Source organism: Neisseria wadsworthii 9715 (assembly GCF_000227765.1).
Taxonomy (GTDB): domain Bacteria; phylum Pseudomonadota; class Gammaproteobacteria; order Burkholderiales; family Neisseriaceae; genus Neisseria; species Neisseria wadsworthii.
This window is the reverse complement of sequence record NZ_JH165159.1, coordinates 1,884,733-1,900,413: the sequence shown is the minus strand read 5'-3', so window position 1 is coordinate 1,900,413 and position 15,681 is coordinate 1,884,733. Positions and strand designations below refer to the sequence as shown.

Annotated in this window: 19 protein-coding genes and 2 tRNA genes; 8 read left to right on the top strand and 13 right to left on the bottom strand. The window is 45.6% G+C overall.

Annotated elements, in window-relative coordinates:
• Window positions 1–27: 27 nt before the first annotated feature.
• From HMPREF9370_RS08775 to HMPREF9370_RS08765, 3 genes are all read right to left on the bottom strand, one after another.
• A tRNA-Pro gene (locus tag HMPREF9370_RS08775) sits at window positions 28–104 on the bottom strand.
• Window positions 105–161: 57 nt separating this feature from the next.
• On the bottom strand, window positions 162–872 hold the full coding sequence (locus tag HMPREF9370_RS08770; protein ID WP_009117102.1) for an SAM-dependent methyltransferase: 711 nt from the start codon (window positions 870–872) through the stop codon (window positions 162–164).
• 156 nt (window positions 873–1,028) lie between these two features.
• Window positions 1,029–1,619: a Maf family protein gene (locus tag HMPREF9370_RS08765; protein ID WP_174262997.1), complete on the bottom strand. Its 591-nt coding sequence runs from the start codon at window positions 1,617–1,619 to the stop codon at window positions 1,029–1,031.
• Between the two features lie 52 nt (window positions 1,620–1,671).
• Between HMPREF9370_RS08765 and HMPREF9370_RS08760 the strand changes: the two genes are divergently transcribed.
• The 5 genes from HMPREF9370_RS08760 to HMPREF9370_RS08740 all read left to right on the top strand — a co-directional run bounded on the left by HMPREF9370_RS08760 (window position 1,672) and on the right by HMPREF9370_RS08740 (window position 4,899).
• Window positions 1,672–2,175: a YceD family protein gene (locus HMPREF9370_RS08760; RefSeq protein WP_009117099.1), complete on the top strand. Its 504-nt coding sequence runs from the start codon at window positions 1,672–1,674 to the stop codon at window positions 2,173–2,175.
• A gap of 38 nt (window positions 2,176–2,213) precedes the next feature.
• On the top strand, window positions 2,214–2,393 hold the full coding sequence (gene rpmF, locus HMPREF9370_RS08755; RefSeq protein WP_002214744.1) for a 50S ribosomal protein L32: 180 nt from the start codon (window positions 2,214–2,216) through the stop codon (window positions 2,391–2,393).
• 185 nt (window positions 2,394–2,578) lie between these two features.
• Window positions 2,579–3,109, top strand: coding sequence for a phosphoribosyltransferase (locus HMPREF9370_RS08750; protein WP_009117098.1), 531 nt, complete (start codon window positions 2,579–2,581; stop codon window positions 3,107–3,109).
• Between the two features lie 15 nt (window positions 3,110–3,124).
• Entirely contained in the window at window positions 3,125–4,189 is a 1,065-nt protein-coding gene (gene plsX / locus HMPREF9370_RS08745) for a phosphate acyltransferase PlsX (protein ID WP_009117097.1), read from the top strand.
• A gap of 167 nt (window positions 4,190–4,356) precedes the next feature.
• On the top strand, window positions 4,357–4,899 hold the full coding sequence (locus tag HMPREF9370_RS08740; protein ID WP_009117096.1) for a DUF2062 domain-containing protein: 543 nt from the start codon (window positions 4,357–4,359) through the stop codon (window positions 4,897–4,899).
• 44 nt (window positions 4,900–4,943) lie between these two features.
• Here HMPREF9370_RS08740 and HMPREF9370_RS08735 read toward each other — a convergent pair.
• Window positions 4,944–5,019: transfer RNA gene (locus HMPREF9370_RS08735), tRNA-Asn, on the bottom strand.
• Between the two features lie 109 nt (window positions 5,020–5,128).
• Here HMPREF9370_RS08735 and HMPREF9370_RS08730 point away from each other — a divergent pair.
• The gene (locus tag HMPREF9370_RS08730) at window positions 5,129–5,635 is read left to right on the top strand and encodes a hypothetical protein (RefSeq protein WP_009117095.1); all 507 of its coding nucleotides are present in this window, start codon (window positions 5,129–5,131) and stop codon (window positions 5,633–5,635) included.
• Window positions 5,636–5,810: 175 nt separating this feature from the next.
• Window positions 5,811–6,443 carry an alpha-ketoglutarate-dependent dioxygenase AlkB family protein gene (locus HMPREF9370_RS08725; protein WP_009117094.1) on the top strand — a complete coding sequence of 211 codons (633 nt, stop codon included), beginning with the start codon at window positions 5,811–5,813 and terminating at the stop codon, window positions 6,441–6,443.
• 232 nt (window positions 6,444–6,675) lie between these two features.
• Here the strand turns inward: HMPREF9370_RS08725 and HMPREF9370_RS08720 are convergent, their stop codons facing one another.
• Entirely contained in the window at window positions 6,676–7,248 is a 573-nt protein-coding gene (locus tag HMPREF9370_RS08720; protein ID WP_009117093.1) for an ACP-like domain-containing protein, read from the bottom strand.
• 329 nt (window positions 7,249–7,577) lie between these two features.
• Here HMPREF9370_RS08720 and HMPREF9370_RS08715 point away from each other — a divergent pair, with 329 nt between their 5' ends.
• A complete protein-coding gene (locus tag HMPREF9370_RS08715) occupies window positions 7,578–8,771 on the top strand; it encodes an amino acid aminotransferase (protein WP_009117092.1) in 1,194 nt (397 codons plus the stop codon).
• 58 nt (window positions 8,772–8,829) lie between these two features.
• On the opposite strand, the gene HMPREF9370_RS08710 is transcribed toward HMPREF9370_RS08715, so the two are convergent.
• From HMPREF9370_RS08710 to hemB, 8 genes are all read right to left on the bottom strand, one after another.
• Window positions 8,830–9,141, bottom strand: coding sequence for an ArsR/SmtB family transcription factor (locus tag HMPREF9370_RS08710; protein ID WP_009117091.1), 312 nt, complete (start codon window positions 9,139–9,141; stop codon window positions 8,830–8,832).
• A gap of 73 nt (window positions 9,142–9,214) precedes the next feature.
• Window positions 9,215–9,739, bottom strand: coding sequence for a rhodanese family protein (locus tag HMPREF9370_RS08705; protein WP_009117090.1), 525 nt, complete (start codon window positions 9,737–9,739; stop codon window positions 9,215–9,217).
• An 86-nt stretch (window positions 9,740–9,825) separates the two neighbouring features.
• Window positions 9,826–10,020 (bottom strand): YgaP family membrane protein, encoded by a 195-nt coding sequence (locus HMPREF9370_RS08700; protein ID WP_040667094.1) that lies wholly within the window; start codon window positions 10,018–10,020, stop codon window positions 9,826–9,828.
• A 351-nt stretch (window positions 10,021–10,371) separates the two neighbouring features.
• Window positions 10,372–11,457, bottom strand: a complete 1,086-nt coding sequence (gene nagZ, locus HMPREF9370_RS08695; RefSeq protein WP_009117088.1) for a beta-N-acetylhexosaminidase — start codon at window positions 11,455–11,457, stop codon at window positions 10,372–10,374.
• Between the two features lie 103 nt (window positions 11,458–11,560).
• Window positions 11,561–13,057, bottom strand: coding sequence for a DegQ family serine endoprotease (locus HMPREF9370_RS08690; protein ID WP_009117087.1), 1,497 nt, complete (start codon window positions 13,055–13,057; stop codon window positions 11,561–11,563).
• Window positions 13,058–13,177: 120 nt separating this feature from the next.
• Window positions 13,178–13,813, bottom strand: coding sequence for an endonuclease III (gene nth, locus HMPREF9370_RS08685; RefSeq protein ID WP_009117086.1), 636 nt, complete (start codon window positions 13,811–13,813; stop codon window positions 13,178–13,180).
• Window positions 13,814–13,873: 60 nt separating this feature from the next.
• Window positions 13,874–14,434, bottom strand: coding sequence for a thermonuclease family protein (locus tag HMPREF9370_RS08680; RefSeq protein ID WP_009117085.1), 561 nt, complete (start codon window positions 14,432–14,434; stop codon window positions 13,874–13,876).
• A 156-nt stretch (window positions 14,435–14,590) separates the two neighbouring features.
• Complete coding sequence (gene hemB / locus HMPREF9370_RS08675) at window positions 14,591–15,598, bottom strand: porphobilinogen synthase (RefSeq protein ID WP_040667093.1); 1,008 nt, start codon at window positions 15,596–15,598, stop codon at window positions 14,591–14,593.
• Window positions 15,599–15,681: the final 83 nt, after the last annotated feature.

Here is a 15,681-nt window from a genome sequence, read left to right as displayed (position 1 = left end):
TTCAAAGCCGTTTTTTATATAGCTGTTTGGTCGGAATGAGAGGATTCGAACCTCCGACCCCTTCGTCCCGAACGAAGTGCGCTACCAGACTGCGCTACATTCCGAAAAACAAGTATTTTAGATAGCGGTTTGAACCTTGTCAAGGAAAAGCTCTGTTGCGTTTAGGCTGCTTGCAGGACAAAAATCGTCGGCCGTTTTTTGAGGTTGGGTAGGGTATCCAGTTTGCGCCAATCCGTTATGGTTTTGCTGATAATGATTTGTGAAGGCAATGTCAAATCGCAGGCAACGCAAAAGCGCGTGGCGGGATGAAGGGTGGTTAATGCATCAGTCAGCAGGGCATCATTGCGATAAGGCGTTTCAATGAAAATTTGAGTTTCCCGGTGGCGGCGTGAATGTTGTTCCAGTGTTTTTAAAGTATGAATGCGCTCGGTTTTATCTGTGGGTAGATAGCCTTTGAATGCAAAGCTTTGCCCGTTTGTGCCGGATGCCATTAATGCCAGCAAAATGCTGGATGGGCCCACCAGTGGGCGTACTTCAAAACCGTGTGCATGTGCTAATGCCACCAGATTCGAACCGGGGTCGGCCACGGCAGGGCAACCGGCTTCGCTCAAAATGCCTATACTTCGACCTTCTGTTAACGGTTTAAGTAAATCGGGTAAGGCTGCCGAGCTGGTGTGCTCGTTCAAGGTTTGCAGGTTGAGTTCGCGGATAGGTGCCTTGACGCCTAGATGCTTCAAATGCGCTCGTGCGGTTTTTTCAGCTTCAACTACAAAATCGGTCAGGTCGGTAATTTGCTGCTGTTCATGTGGCAACAGGCAGGGGGTATCGTGTGCCCCGAGAGGGGTCGGGATAAGGTATAAAACGGGTTGCATGGGTTTCCTAATTCTTTATTTAAAGAATGCCTGTCTGAAAGTTATAGTCAAAAAACTCAATATTCCACGGTGTTGGTTCGTATTACTGTACTATCCATATTGTCTGTGGCTCGCTGATTGGTGCTGAATATTAAGTTTAGCGGTTTTATATAGTGGCTAAAGTATATTAATGTTTTCTTCGGCTAAAAAATCAATCAATTTGAAAATCGGTAGGCCGATAAGGGCATTTGGATCGCTGCTGTCAATGCGCTGTAACAGCACTGCACCCAAACCTTCACTTTTGGCAGCACCGGCACAATATATAGCATCCGGTTCGCGCTCCAGATAGTGTGCGATTTGTTGAGTGGTTAGCTTGCGCATGGTTACAGTCGTTTTATCAACATGGGTATGCAGGTTGCCGTTGTCTGTGTTGAGCAGACATAAGGCGCTGTAAAATTCGATGTGTTGTCCGCTTAATGTTTCAAGCATTTGTTGTGCTTTTGCTACGCTCATCGGTTTTCCTAGTTGCTTGCCGTTGCACCAGGCAACTTGGTCTGCACCGATGATTAAGGCACGTGGGAATGATGGGGCGAGTGAGCGTGCTTTGCCTACAGCTAATCGTAGGGCAGTGGCTTCTGCGCTTTCTCCTGCTTTCGGCGTTTCGTCAAAATCAGGCTTTGCCGTTTGAAAAGAAAGACCTAGCCGTTTTAATTGCTCTTGGCGGAAAATTGAGCTTGAGCCTAAAATAAGCGGAAATTTTGAATTCATATGCGTAAAAAACATTGACGTTAAACCGCTAAAATTATATCATGCCCTGTTTATGTTAGACCTTAATTTGATTGACCCTGAAGTTTTCGCCGTCGAGAAGCAGATACTGGAAGGTTCTGTGAAGCTGGGCGAGTTGGATGAGCGTGTTTGGTCGCACGAATATTTGGCAAGCAAAGAGGCCGATGTGTCTTTTATTTTAAAAGGCGGGTTGGATAAATGGCAGCGCTTGTTTTTGGATCTGAGCTTAAAGGCGGATATGCCGCTAATCTGTCAAAGATGCGTAAAACCGATGTCGTTTGAACTTGATGAAACGAGTCATATTGTGCTGTTTGCCGATGAACAGAGCTTGGATGACGCCATGCTTTCCGATGATGAGTTGGAAGGTATGCTTTTAGAAAAAGAGCTCGATATCCGCACTTTGATCGAAGATCAGATTTTGATGGCTTTGCCTTATTCGCCTCGCCATGAAAACTGCCATAACATCGAATTGGAAACAGTCAATCACGACAAACCGAATCCTTTTGCCGCTTTGGCAGGGCTGAAAAGCAGCCGCTAACCGATTTACAGTTTTATTTTAATTATTAGGAGCTTGAAATGGCCGTTCAACAAAATAAGAAATCTCCCTCTAAACGCGGTATGCACCGTTCGCACGATGCTTTGACTGCGCCTGCTTTGTCTGTTGACAGCACCACCGGCGAAGTTCACCGCCCGCACCACATTTCTCCCAACGGTATGTACCGTGGCCGCAAAGTAGTAAAAGCCAAAGGTGAATAATTCTATTCTCTGCGGATATTTATGAAGGAAGCCAGAAGATTGTCCATCAGACAAATCGCTGGCTTCTTAGCGTTTTAAATGCTAATTACCTCAGATGTCGATTTATGAAGTAGCCTTTGTTTCGCTGATCTTGGATGAGTCAGACACATTCTACTTAGGTTTTCAAAACTCAGGCAGTTAAGATTATGGAAAAAAAAGTTTGGTATACCTACGATGATATTCACCGTGTATTAAAAAGCTTGGCAGAAAAAGTGCAAGCAGGCCGTGTAAAATATGATGCGATGATTGCAATTGGCGGCGGCGGATTTATTCCCGCGCGAATTTTACGTTGTTTTCTGAATATCCCTATTTATGCCGTAACTACTGCTTATTATGATAGTGAATATCAAGGAAAGCATGCCGAGAGCGTGAAAAAAATCCAATGGTTGGATCCTTTGCCTGAAAATTTGGTAGGTAAAAATGTATTGGTGGTTGACGAGGTTGATGACAGCCGCGTTACCATGGAGTTTGTGCTGAACGATTTATCTAAACTCGACTTGGGTACCATCGGCATTGCCGTATTGCATGAGAAGAAAAAAGAGAAAAAAGGCAAACTGCCGGAAGGTATTCCCTATTACAGCGGCATTGTTGTAGAGGACTGGTGGATCAATTACCCATGGGATGCCGAAGATATTGAAGAGCATAACCAATTGGCTAAACAATCTGAAAAGATTTAGCGTGGAGAAAACCTTATGATTACATTGGCTGTAGATGCTATGGGCGGTGATTCGGGATTGGATGTAACCGTTCCCGGAGCCGTAGCTTTTTTGAAGCAGCACGCGGATGTCCGCCTGATTATGGTAGGAGACCAAGAGCAGTTGGCCTCATTACTCAAAGCCGCTGGTGCGCCAATGGATAAAGTGGAAATCAAGCATGCATCGCAAGTTGTGGATATGGATGAACAGCCACAACTCGCCTTGAAAAATAAAAAAGATTCCTCTATGCGAGTGGCCATCAACCAAGTCAAAGAAGGTGCAGCGCAGGCAGCGGTTTCTGCCGGTAATACCGGCGCACTGATGGCTACTGCACGCTTTGTTTTGAAAACTATCCCCGGTATCGAGCGTCCTGCGATTGCTAAGTTTCTTCCTTCAAAAGGAAGCCATACCACCTTGATGCTTGATTTGGGCGCCAATGTAGATTGTACTGCTGAAAACCTGGTTCAGTTTGCTGTGATTGGAAGTGAGCTAGTGCAGGCGCTTTTCCCGCAAAACGGTCGTCCGCGCGTAGGTTTGTTGAATGTTGGTTCCGAAGATATCAAAGGTACTACTACAGTAAAACAAGCGTTTAAGCTTTTAAAATCAGCAGATTTAAACTTTATCGGCAATATTGAAGGCAACGAAATTTTCAGTGGCGAAGTTGATGTGGTGGTTGCCGATGGGTTTGTAGGTAACATTATGCTGAAAACCATCGAGGGTATGGTGAAGTTTATGGGTGGTGCCATTAAGCAAGAGTTTCAGGCGAATATCTTTACTAAGATGGGGGCACTGGCTGCTTTGCCTGCGTTGAGAGGCTTTAAAAGCAAATTCGACCCACGTAAATTTAATGGTGCGATCTTTTTGGGATTGCGCGGTGTGGTTGTAAAAAGTCACGGCGGTACTGATGCAGAAGGCTTCCGTTATGCTTTAGAAGAAGCTTATCATGAAGCTAAAGCCGACAGCTTAGTTAGAATAGAGCAGGGTGTTGCTGCACAACTCTTAGTATTGGCTGAGAAAAAGCAAGAAGCTGAAAATGCTGCTATGGCGAATAATATCGAATAGTTTTTAATAGTATTCGTCGGTAAAACCTTAAATGCCTGTCTGAAAAATATTTTCAGACAGGCATTTTAAATTAACTCAAATATTGCCCACGTTTTCATGATTTATAACTTTAAATTTCGGCAATAACTACAATATTGAGTGCTTAGAACAGTGAGAATGAAAGCATTATGAACCAACCACGTAACACAAAAACCTGGAGGCAGAAGTTACCCAAAAGAGAAGAAATATTTGCTTCTCGTTGGACAAAGCCCTTTGCTCCCATGTTTGACAAACCTTATTTTTGGACATTGAACCGTCGCCAGGCTGCTGTTTCAGTGGCCGTGGGGTTGTTTTGTGGTTTGATGCCGGGGCCTACGCAAATGATAAGTGCTTTGATTGTGGCCTATTTTTTGCGGACCAATTTGCCGGTTGCTATGTTTTCTACGCTTTACACCAACCCGCTTACCTATATGCCGCTTTATTATCTGGCTTACCGCATTGGTAGTTTCTTAATGGGAAGGGAGCCTGAGGCATCATTGAATTTACCTAACTGGGGGGATCATTTCTTTACTGAGCTTGGTTATTGGCTTTTAGGTGCAGGCAAACCTTTGTTGCTTGGCGTACCTGTTTTAGGTGGCACTTTGGCGATTATCGGTTATTTTGCTGTATTGCTGTTTTGGCGTGGCCGTACAGCTTATCAATGGAAAAAACGTCAAGAAGCAAGAAAGTAATTGCAATAAAAAAGCCTGAATAAAGAATATTCAGGCTTGAAATTTGGCTCCCCGACCTGGGCTCGAACCAGGGACCTGCGGATTAACAGTCCGTCGCTCTACCGACTGAGCTATCGGGGAATTAAGTCGCGTATTATAATTGACTCAGAAAACTTGTCAAGCAAATATCGGCTTGAGAAAATTATTTGTTTGAATTTAAAAATGAATTTTTTCCATAGTTGAGCGGAATATGTTTAGACTCCCGTGGTTGGTATATAAAATTTGGAAGAGTAAGCAAAAAAAGCTTGTTGTACGTGGGCTTACTGATAATGAAGTAACCTTAGCCAAAAGTGTATATGGCGAATTAATTGATTACGACAAAGTAACCATCATTAATTGTCCGTATCTGCCTTGGCAACCACCGGGAACGTTTATGGCGCCGAACGGTTGCATTTTTGTGAATCCGGAGCATTATCAAAATGATTATGCAGCACAAAATTTAAACTATCAGGGTATTTTTATTCATGAAATGGCCCACGTATTGCAATATCAGAAAGGCGTTAATGTATTATGTTTGGGTGCGGTATTGCAAACAGCATATTATTTGAGCTTTAAGCGCTATAACCCTTATAAATATGTGCTGCAAAAAGAAAAATCTTTTTTTCAATATAATATTGAGCAGCAAGGAGATATTGCACGGGATATTTTTTTTAAGCGGATTCCGAATATTTTGTTAGAGCCGGAAAAGGAGCGCTAGGGCGATGTTGGTGTAGAACATACATCTAAGTATTGTTTATAGCTTTTGGAGAACAATACTTGCATGAATATTCACAAAATATTCGGTTTGCCCTGAATATCATTCGATGATTTCCTAATTTGGTTTTTGATGTTCGTTGTCTTTTTAAAAGTTTTACGACACAGCAGATTCCGGAATGATGAATTATCCTGAACTTTTTCTTTCACTACCCCAGCCCGAGTGCAATCTATTGCCTTATGACGGTATCGTGAATGATTATGGCATTATTTTTTCTAAGCAAGAAGCCGACGCCTACTATGCCTGTCTGAAAAACACCGTCTCGTGGCGGCATGATGAGGTGGTGATTTATGGTAAGCGGATAACGACTGCGCGCCAAACAGCATGGTATGGTGATGATTCAATTCAATATGCTTATTCCGGTGTTACCCGAACGGCCTTACCGTGGAACACAGTTTTGTTGGCCATTAAAGAAACCGTTGAGCGGCATATTGCCGACATAAGTCCCGCGCACTTTAATTCTTGTTTGCTGAATCTTTATACGGATGGCAGCGAAGGCATGGCTTGGCATTGTGATGATGAAGCAAGCTTGGGCACAAACCCGGTGATTGCATCACTAAGCTTAGGTGCGGCACGGAAATTTTCTTTCAAGCATAAGCAAACACGGGAAAAACTCAATTTAATGTTGACGCACGGCCAGCTTATCGTGATGCATGGAACAACACAAAATCACTGGCTGCATGCAGTGATGAAAAGTACCAAAGTGAATGAGCCGCGCATCAATTTGACTTTTCGTACCATCTGTAGTTGATGTATTGAAAGATGGAAGCAAGGTTTTTTTATTTTTAGAGGGTTTAGCTGTAAAACTGAATTTTTTTGTGTTGTTAATTCGGCTTTCCCCTACTGATTGTTGCCTGATATGAAATTTCATTTTTATGGCTATAGGGAAAAAAGGCTTTACCTGCTAGGTTGCTTCCTAAGCCCCTAAGTAAAATGCCTGTCTGAAATTTTTCAGACAGGCATTTTTTTAGCTGTGAACTAGTTTATTTTTTACCTTTTTTGGCTGGTTTTTTGCCTTTGGCCGGTGCTTCGGCTTTGTTCAGTTTAGCAGTTTCGGCTTTGTCCAATACGCAGTATTTGGTTACGATTTGTGAAACTTGAGTTTGCTGGCCGTTAACTACTTCAACAGCTTCTTGAGTCAGCATATTGCCGTCTACCTTGTCAACGTTTGTGGCATCTGCTTTGCCTGAGCTCCAAACAACGCCGTTGCCGAAGAAACGGTTTTGCTCATTGTCGTCAATAACACGCAGTAGGTTGGGAGAAAGTTTGTCTTGATATTTCACTTGGGCAACAACCACATCGTTACCTTTGAAGCCATACATTACATTCAGTTTGTTTTGGCCTTTGTCGCCGCATTTGTATACTACTTCTTTTTTGCCGTCGATAGAATCAACGGTAACGGTTTTAGGTTGCTCGGGTGCAGGGGTTTGAGGTGCGGCAGCTTCAGCGGCAGGAGCAGGAGCTGCTTTTGGCGCTTCTTTTTTGCTGAATGTAGAGCATGCGCCCAATGCGGTAACCATCAATACGGCTGGAACTAAGGTTTTCAGTTGTTTCATCGTGTACTCCGATAATTGTTTTTAAAAAAGAGTTTGTAAACTTAGTTAAGATAATAACGGAAAAGTTCCTTTTTGTATTCCGTTTGGAATGCTGTATGGGTAAAAAATTAGTGAAGCGTAAAAGATAACAATATAGTGGAATGATTTTATTAATACTTTTGACTAAATTAAAATAACTCGGTTGAGAAGTAAAGTTTTGGAAATAATCGGATATTCAGGATATATCGTTATATAGCCTCGGGTTGTTACAACATGATTATGCTTTCCGCTTTGCTATCAATAGCCGTATAATCAAAATCGTAAAAATTCATTGAATATAAGGAGAAATCATGTTTCAACACGTTGAATTTTATCCCGGTGATCCGATTCTGAGCTTGGTGGAAACGTTTAATAACGATCCGCGCAGCGGGAAGGTGAATCTGAGTATCGGTATTTATTTTGACGAAAACGGCAAGCTGCCGGTTTTGGAATGTGTGAAGCAGGCGGAAGCCAAGCGGGCGACTGCGCCGCAGCCGCGCCCTTATCTGCCGATGGAAGGCTTGGCGGCTTACCGCAGCGGAGTGCAGAAGCTGCTGTTTGGTGCGGATTGCGCAGCTTTGCGTGAAAACCGTGTTGCAACGATTCAGACTTTGGGCGGCTCGGGTGCTTTGAAAGTGGGGGCGGATTTTTTGCGCCGCTGGTTTCCTGATGCCAAAGTTTATGTGAGCGATCCGACTTGGGATAACCACCGCGGCATTTTTGAAGGCGCGGGTTTTGAGGTGGGCATTTATCCTTATTATGATGCGGCTAATGGAGGTGTGAAATTTGAGGAGTTGCTGACATTTTTATTAGGCCTGTCTGAAAACAGCATTGTGCTGCTGCATCCTTGCTGTCATAACCCGACCGGCGTGGATTTAACTCATGCTCAATGGGATGCGCTGTTGGAAGTGGTGCAGATGCGTAAGCTGATTCCGTTTATGGATATTGCGTATCAAGGTTTCGGTGAAAACCTGACGGACGATGCGTATGCCATTCGCAAAGCGGTTGCGATGGGTTTGCCTTTATTTGTGAGTAATTCTTTTTCAAAAAATTTGTCGCTCTATGGTGAGCGGGTGGGCGGTTTGAGTGTGGTCTGCCCGACGGAGGAGGAGGCGCAGCTGGTGTTCGGCCAATTGAAGTTTACCGTTCGCCGAATTTATTCCAGTCCGCCGGCGCATGGTGGTTATGTGACTGCGGATGTGATGAATTCGCCCGAGTTGTTTAGTCAATGGGAAGGCGAGGTTTATGCGATGCGCGACCGCATCCGTGCGATGCGGCAGAAGCTTTATGATGTGTTGGTAAGCAAAGTGCCGCAAAAGAATTTTGATTACTTTATCAAGCAGCGCGGCATGTTCAGCTATACCGGTTTATCGACGGAGCAGGTGCAGCGTTTGCGTGATGAGTTTGCTGTGTATCTGGTCGCTTCTGGTCGTATGTGTGTGGCGGGCTTGAACGAATCGAATGTGGATTATGTGGCCAATGCGTTTGCCGAGGTGTTGAAATAAGCCTGTGGCATTAAAGAAATATGCCTGTCTGAACGCTTTCAGACAGGCATTTTTGCAGTTACTGGTTTTCCGCTTCTCTGTTATCTTCGCAGAAAAACGAGTAGAGCAACTTGATGGTTTTGGTTACGCGTTCGTCAGTGATGTAGTATAAACGTTCGCGGTGGTTAACCTCGCAATCAACCAATCCGGCTTCGCGCAGTAAGGCCAACTGATTCGACATGGCTGCCTGAGGCAGTCCGGTGAGGGCGGCCAGCTCGGTAACATTCAGCCGCTGTTCCTGCAGGTTGCACAATACCGCCAAGCGGTTGGTGTTGGCCATCAGCTTGAGAAAAGCGGTGGCTTCGGCGTATTTGGAGAACTTGTCTTCCATTTTGATTCTCTTGGTTCAACAGCAAAAAAGCGGATTGTATAGCGGAATGTGCGGCGGCTGGGAATATTTCTGCTTAACGGCGGTTCCACGGCATCAGCATCAGCAGCCTTGCCATGCCGCAAAAGCCGGTAAGCCCGGCGGTTAACAAGCCGGCGCCTACAAATGCGCACAATAGATAAAATGCGGGCGATACCAGCCAGCCTAATATTGTGCCTGCCAAAGCGAGTGAGCCCGCGGCAATTTGCACTTGGCGCATCAGTTCAAGTGGTTGGGAGGCGTTGAACTGAGTTGGGAAGCCGGCCGACTTCCAGCTGTCCAGCCCGTTTTCCAGGATAAATGCTTCTTTACCGCTAGCGCATTGCGCCAGCGTGTTTGCTGCATTCCGGGTGCGCATGCCTGATTTGCAATGGAAAATCACGCAGGATGCCTGCTGAGCGCCGGCAGGTAGGCCTTGTTGTTGCAATTGAGGCAGCGGTTGCAGCAAAGCGTTTTCGATATGTTCGCGGTTATATTCATCTTCTCCGCGGATATCGATCAATACTGCGCCGTTTTGCAGTTTATTTTGTGTGTGGGCAGCGGTAATGGTGGCTATAGACATAAATGATTCCTTGGGCGTATGGGTATATTGACCTGAATATCGTCATGAAGTTTGATATTCATGACGATATTTGGCGGCATGTTTGATTATTTTTTATCAGTGGGGCAGGTGTTGATGCCGAGTAAGGTATAAAACAGGCAGTTTGACATTAAACCGGTTGCCAGAGGGATGATGCCCAGCCAGCCCCAACAGCCGATAACGTTGGTGGCTGCCAGAATGATTAAAATTGCGCCTACGGTAATACGGATGATTTTGTCGATCCCGCCTACATTGCGTTTCATAAGGATGCTCCGGGTTGTTGGAATAAACATTATTTAAATATTATATAATATAAATTATATATTAAATATTGGTTTTATAAAAGTGCCATGCAAAGCAAATGCCCGTCTGAAAAGTATGTTTTCAGACAGGCATGCTTGATGAGGAAGCTTAAGATGTATCGTTGATTAACACGCTAATACAAGGCAGCAAGCCGTAGACAGTATAAGCAGTATGGGACTGATTTTGTTGCTGTTTCGGCGCTTACAAAATCGTTCTCTTTGAACTAAGGTGCGGAAACGCCATAGCAAAAGTTAAGTTGGCTGACTATAAAAAATGCCTGTCTGAATAGCTTTCAGACAGGCATTGTCGAATCAAAATGCTTCGCCCACTTTCACACCGCCGGCGGTGTCTTTGGGAGAGGCCAATTTGGCCGTTGCGGCTTGCGCTGCTTTAAAATCGGCGCTTGCCATCATGGTTTCAGCTTCTGCGGGCGTAAGGGTGTTGGCCATGTATTGCCAGCGTTGTGCCAGCTCGGGATTTTCAGGAATAGTGAAACCTTCGCGCAATTCGTCAACCAAATCCGGGCGGTTGCACACAAGTACGATATCGCAGCCTGCTTCAAACGATAAGCGCGCGCGTTCTTTGATACCGCCGGCACCGCATGCGCCTTCCATGGTTAAGTCGTCTGAGAAAATCACGCCGTTAAAGCCGATATCCCGGCGCAGAATATCTTTCAGCCATTTGGCGGAGAAACCCGCAGGCTGATTGTCGATTTTCGGATAAACCACATGCGCGGGCATCACGGCTGCCATGCCTGCCGCACTCATTTTTCGGAAGGGAAGAATGTCGGCGGCTTCCAGTTCGGCCAAATTGCGATCGTCTTGCGGCAGAACATGGTGGCTGTCACCTTCTACAAAACCGTGGCCGGGGAAATGTTTGCCGCAGGATTTCATGCCGCCTTTATTCAAACCTTTTTGCAAAGCCAATGCCAATTCGGTAACAATTTCTGCATTTTTATGGAAGCTGCGGTTGCCGATAACAGCGCACTGCCCCCAGTTTAAATCAAGCACGGGCGTAAACGACAAATCCACTCCGCATGCGCTTAATTCTGCCGCCAATACCCAGCCAACTTGTTCGGCTTGCGCTTTGGCGGCATCTGCGCCTTGGGTATCCCAGATTTCGCCGATCACATCCATTGCGGGTAGCCGGGTAAAGCCTTCGATAAATCGCTGCACGCGGCCGCCTTCATGGTCGACGGCAATAATTAGTTCAGGAGTACGCAATGCTTTGATTTCTTTTACGAGTTCTTTAAGTTGCGTCACATTTTCAAAATTGCGGCGAAACAGGATCACACCGCCGACAGAAGGGTCGCACAGTCGCTGTTTTTCTTCTTCGGTGAGATGAAATGCATTTACATCGGCCATCACAGGGCCGCGGGGAAGGTGGATGGGATACATGCGGGTATTCTTTAAATAAAGGGGTGAAATAAAGGGGTGGGTAATATATATTCAGACAGGCATTTAAACAACAAATGCCTGTCTGAAACAAATGAAATGTGTTTTATTGCAGATTTAAAGCTAAAAACAGCGTCGTACCTTTGCGCTCAACCAAAAGCGGAATGTTTTTGCCGGAGCCGGCAATTGCGGTACGAAGGCCGGCTTCGTCTTCCACTTTGCTTTGCGCGATAGACAGGATTTTGTCTCCGCGGCGGATGCCCGCACGTTGCGCCACGCCGCTTACATTGGTTACAACCAGATATTTTTTCTCATTGTTTGAGATTTCACGCAGATTCATGCCCAGCTCTTCTACGGCAAAGTCTTTGGCTTCAATACTCTGAGGCAATATATTGCCACTTTCTATCTCGGCTTCATCTTTGCCATCGGTAGCGGCACCGAGCATCACTTTCAGCTCGTTTTCTTTACCGTTGCGCCAAACGCCCAACGTAATTTCTTTGCCGGGCACCAAGTTGCCGACCATCACAGGCAATTCGCTGGATGTGCGCACGGTTTCTCCATTGACGCTGCGCACGATATCACCGACTTGCAAGCCTGCTTTAGCTGCCGGGCTGCCGGGCAACACTTTGGCAATCAAGGCACCGGTAGGTTTATCGAGTTTAAACGACTTAGCCAAATCGTAAGATACTTCCTGAATAATGACACCCAATTGGCCACGCTGCACTTTCCCTGTGGCTTTGAGCTGCTCGACCACGTTCATGGCGATGTCGATCGGGATGGCGAACGAAATGCCCATAAAGACACCGTTTCGGCTGTATATCTGAGAGTTGATGCCGATAACTTGGCCGTCGAGATTGAAGAGCGGGCCGCCTGAGTTGCCGGGGTTGATGGCAACATCGGTTTGGATAAACGGCGTGTAGTTTTCATTCGGCAGGCTGCGGCCTTTGGCGGATACGATGCCTGAAGTGATACTGTTGTCAAAGCCGAAAGGTGCGCCGATGGCCGCTACCCATTCACCCGGTTTCAAATCGCGCGGATTGCCGATTTTGACGATGGACAAGTTTTTGGCGTCGATTTTCAAAAGAGCCACGTCGGTTTGAGGGTCTGAGCCGATCAGCTTGGCAATGAATTCGCGCTTGTCGTTGAGGGTTACTTTGATTCTGTCCAACCCACTCACAACGTGGGTGTTGGTCAGGATGTAGCCGTCGGGGCTAATAATGAAGCCGGAGCCGAAATTTTGATCATTGTCGCCTTCATCATGCGGCACGTCCGGTGTGTTGGGCACCAAACGTTTGAAAAATTCGTAGAAAGGATCGTTATCAGGGAACTGGTTTAAATCCATTTCGTTGTCTTTGCGGGGTTTGGCCGCGGCTACGGGATCTTTGTAGGCCTGAATGTTTACTACGGCCGAACCTTCCTGCTCGACCAGTTTGGCAAAATCGGGCAGGGTAGCGGGCGCTTTTTTCTCAACCTTGGTTTCCACGGGTTTCACTACGCTGGCAGGCTGCTGGTCTTGGCCGAGGCCGAGTTTGTCGCAGCCGGCCAGTGAAAGGCTTGCAGCTAAAAGCAGAGTGAGGTATTTGGGTGTTGTTTTCACGATCATTCTTTCTTGTGATTGCTATCAGCATTTTATAGTTGTGTAATGCGGGATTGTAACGAAAAGAAGTAAAGCTGAAAACTTGATTTAACAAGGTTTTTCAGACAGGCATCTGTTGTTGCGCCATCAAGGCAGGGCTTTGGCCGGGTATTCGCATAAATCATTGATCAAGCATTGTTCGCACAGGGGTTTCTGTGCTTTACAGGTATAGCGGCCGTGCAGAATCAGCCAGTGGTGCGCGTCGAGGATAAATTCTTTCGGTACGAATTTCATCAGCTTGTCTTCTACTTCGCGTACATTTTTACCGGGCGCGATTTTAGTTCGGTTTGAAACGCGGAAAATATGTGTGTCCACCGCCATTGCAGGCTGTCCGAAAGCGGTATTGAGCACCACATTGGCGGTTTTCCGCCCTACGCCGGGCAGTGCTTCCAAAGCTTCACGGGTTTGGGGTACTTCGCCGCCGTATTGTTCGAGTAGAATGCGGCAGGTTTCAATGATGTGTTTTGATTTGGTTTTATAAAGGCCGATGGTTTTTGTGTATTCCATCACGCCTTCTAGGCCTAAATCCAGCATTGCCTGCGGTGTATTGGCTACGGGAAATAGTTTGGCCGTAGCTTTGTTTACGCCCACATCTGTGGCCTGTGCCGAAAGCAATACGGCTATTAGGAGTTCAAACGGGCTGTTGTAGTTCAATTCGGTGGTCGGATTAGGATTTGCGGCGCGTAGCCGCTCGAAGATTTCTTGGCGGATGTGTTTATTCATATGTAAGTTTTTGTTTTCAGACAGGCATCGGGTTGTGAATTCTTGTTTTAAACCAAATCGTTATTGTGCATTTTGGCGCTGCTCTTTGCGGAAATGCCAGGGGGCTTGTGGGTTCTTAGCGTGCCACAAACCTAAGCGTTTGCTTCGTGCATTAAGCTCGGCTTGACCATAGACTTGGTAGTCGGTTTTACTTTGTTTCTTTTTGGCTATGGAAACATAATGCCAAGCATGGCCGTTTTCAAGCTGGGCAAGATTGACATCGCGCCCGTTCAGCCTTACTTGAGCCACTTCGCGTTGGTAGCGGTCACGCTCAAACACCGTTACTTCCACTGTTTGCCCTTCAATCATGGTTGTAAGGTTTTCACGGCTGGCTTCGCTGTGTGCCTGTTGCAATTCGGGGGCATCAATATAAGCCATTCTGATTTTCCGTTTCTGGCCGTTTCGGTCGATTACGTGAATGGTATCGCCATCGCTTACCGCCACTACCCTGGCTTGATAAATGGTTTGGGTTGTTGCATGGTTTTGATGCGTTTCCCAATTGGATTTTGGAGCGTGGTGTACCGGATCGAAACAGGCAGTGAGGGCAAATAGTGTGGAAAGGGCGATTAAGCGGAGAGACATAATGATTGCATATTTAAAATAAAAATATGATTGTACGCATTAGTTAAGAAGTGTATACCAATGCCTGTCTGATAAAGAAAAGTTTTTTCAGACAGGCATTATGTATTATACGAGATAAAAGGGAATATTTAATCTTGCAAGAGTAAAGCAGTCAATTTATTTATCATTCATGAGCAGTTTTGCGGCTGTAAGCGCATAATAAGTCAGAATACCATCGGCGCCTGCGCGTTTAAATGCCAATAAACTCTCTAGAATGGCTTTCTCTTTATCTAACCAGCCGTTTTGAATGGCCGCCGCCAGCATGGCATATTCTCCTGATACTTGATAAGCATAGGTGGGTACGCCAAATTCGTCTTTAACGCGTCGGATTACATCCAAATAGGGCAGGCCGGGTTTTACCATAACCATATCTGCACCTTCTTGAATATCCAAAGCAACCTCCTGTAAAGCTTCATCAGTGTTGGCAGGATCCATTTGGTAACTTTTTTTATCTGCTTTTCCAAGATTGGCAGAGCTTCCTACTGCATCACGGAATGGTCCGTAGAAAGCCGAGGCGTATTTGGCCGAGTAAGCCATAATTCTGGTATAAATATGCCCTGCCTCTTCAAGAGCTTCTCGAATCGCGCCAATTCGGCCATCCATCATGTCTGAAGGCGCAATCACTTGAGCGCCTGCATCAGCATGGCATAAAGCCTGACGTATCAACACTTCAATTGTTTCATCATTTAAAACATATCCTGTTTCATCAATAAGCCCGTCTTGACCATGTATGGTGTAAGGATCTAAAGCAACATCGGTCATGATGCCCAGTTCGGGGAAACGGCTACGCAATTCACGCACTGCAGTAGGTACCAATCCGTCAGGATTGTACGCCTCTTCTGCTGATTCTGTTTTATTACGCGTTATCACCGGAAACAAAGCCATCATTGGTATTGAAAGCTCCAGCATTTTCTCTGCGGTAAAAAACAGTTTATCCAAGCTTTGGCGTTTGACTCCGGGCATTGAAGGGATATTTTGTTCTTGATTCTGCCCTTCAAGAATAAATACAGGATAAATTAAATCGTCTGCAGTTAGCTTGTTTTCCCGCATAAGGCGTCGTGAAAAATCATCTTTTCTCATACGACGAAGACGCGAGTAAGGTACGGAGCGTTGAGTAAAAGTCATCATAATTTCTTTCTAAAATTGTAAGATTTTATGTTTTAATAAGAGGTTTTAAAATAGTCGTTATGAAAATATTTTGAAATTCG